The sequence below is a fragment of the Nonomuraea sp. B5E05 genome (assembly GCF_039880665.1).
Classification (GTDB): domain Bacteria; phylum Actinomycetota; class Actinomycetes; order Streptosporangiales; family Streptosporangiaceae; genus Nonomuraea.
The window spans coordinates 1-1,763 of record NZ_JBDPMJ010000085.1 but is presented as its reverse complement, the minus strand read 5'-3'; the positions used below and the strand labels follow the sequence as shown (position 1 = coordinate 1,763).

General features: G+C 68.1%; 1 protein-coding gene. It reads left to right on the top strand.

What is annotated here, in order from left to right; translation table 11 throughout:
- Positions 1-121: 121 nt before the first annotated feature.
- Entirely contained in the window at positions 122-1,540 is a 1,419-nt protein-coding gene (locus tag ABGB01_RS45880; RefSeq protein WP_347780631.1) for an IS1380 family transposase, read from the top strand.
- Positions 1,541-1,763: the final 223 nt, after the last annotated feature.

Sequence of the window (1,763 nt, the reverse complement as noted above, 5' to 3'; positions counted from 1 at the left end):
GCCTGGATCCACGGTTTGAAATCTGATGCTGGTGTTGTGAAATGCGGCGAGGTGCCCTCTGAACTGGGAAGATTGGAGTTCTCTACGCTTCAATCAGCCAGCCCAGGAAGGCACCTCGTAAGTGCGATTCTCCCACGCCGCCGGCAACACTCACGCGATCTTCGATGAAGAGCATCTGATCTCCTACGGCGGCTTGGCTCCGGCGCTGCGGCTGGCTGAGCGGGCAGGCCTGGAGCGTTTGACCGGTGAGCATGTGACGCCGGCAGCGGCAGGCGGGGTGAACGCTCCTGCGAAGCTCGCCTCGATCGTGGCCGGGATGGTCTGCGGCGCCGACAGTATCGACGGCCTGGACGCGCTGCGGCACGGCGGGATGGGCAAGCTGTTCACCGGCATCCGCGCGCCGTCCACGCTCGGGTCGTTCCTGCGCGCCTTCACCTGGGGCAACGTACGCCAGCTGGACACGGTCGCCCGGCAGGTACTCGCCGCACTGGCCCGGCACACGCCGCTGCTGCCCGGCGCCGACGTGCTGGCCTTCCTCGACATCGACTCCATGCAGCGGCGCACCTACGGCTATGCCAAGCAGGGCTCCGGCTTCGGCCACACCAAGATCCAAGGAAAAAGCGTCCTGGTCCGTGGGCTCAACGCGCTGACCATCACCCTGTCCACCCCGCTGGCCGCCCCAGTCGTGGCCGCGACCCGGCTGCGCGGCGGCAGCGCCAACTCCGCTCGCGGCGCGGCATCCTTGGTACGCGAGTCGATCGCCACCGCCCGGCAGGCGCTGTGCTCGGGCACCCTGATCCTGCGCGGTGACAGCGCGTTCTACAGCGCCGAACTCGTCGGCGCCTGCCACGACAGCGACGTGCGCTTCTCCGTCACCGCCAAACTGGACCCCAAGGTCAAGGCAGCGATCGCAGCCATCGACGAGACGGCGTGGGCACCGATCAAGTACCCCAAGGCCATCTTCGATGACCAAGCCGGCGGCTGGGTCTCTGATGCCGAGGTCGCCGAGATCGGCTACACCGCCTTCACCAGCAAAAGAGGCAGCGCGGTCACCGCCCGCCTGATCGTCCGCCGGGTCAAGAAGGTCAACACCCAGGCCGAACGCGGCCAAGACGAGCTGTTCGCCACCTACCGGTACTACCCGATCTTCACCGACAGCCCGTATGCGCTGCTCCAAGCCGAGGAACAGCATCGCGACCACGCCGTGCAGGAACAGGCCAACGCCGACCTGATCGACGGACCGCTCGCACACCTGCCCTCAGGGAAGTTCGCCGCGAACGCCGCCTGGCTCACCTGCGCCGCGATCACCCACAACCTGCTGCGCGCGCTCGGCTGCCTGGCCTCCGCCTTCCACGCCCGAGCTCGCGGAGCGACCCTGCGCCGCCACCTCATCAGCGTCCCCGCCCGCATCGCCCGACACGGCCGAGCGGACGGCCGGGGCCACCTCACCCTCCACCTGCCAGCCCGCTGGCACTGGGAAGCCGCCTGGATGAACGCCTTCACCGCCACCCACGACCCACCGCCCGCATACCCGGCCTGACCCGCCCAACCCCAGGTCACTGCTGCCCTCGACGATCCCTGCACAGACACTCGCGCTGCCGCGCCCACCCCGCTCCCGACCCCTGAAGGACATCGGACAGGCCGCGACCCCGCGCGCGGCGGCTTCGCCATGTTCAAAAACGCGCCCTCACCTGCGAATCCGACCATCGTCGAGGAATTAGACCGCAAAATGATCAGGTCGAATCACGTCGTGGATCCAGGCT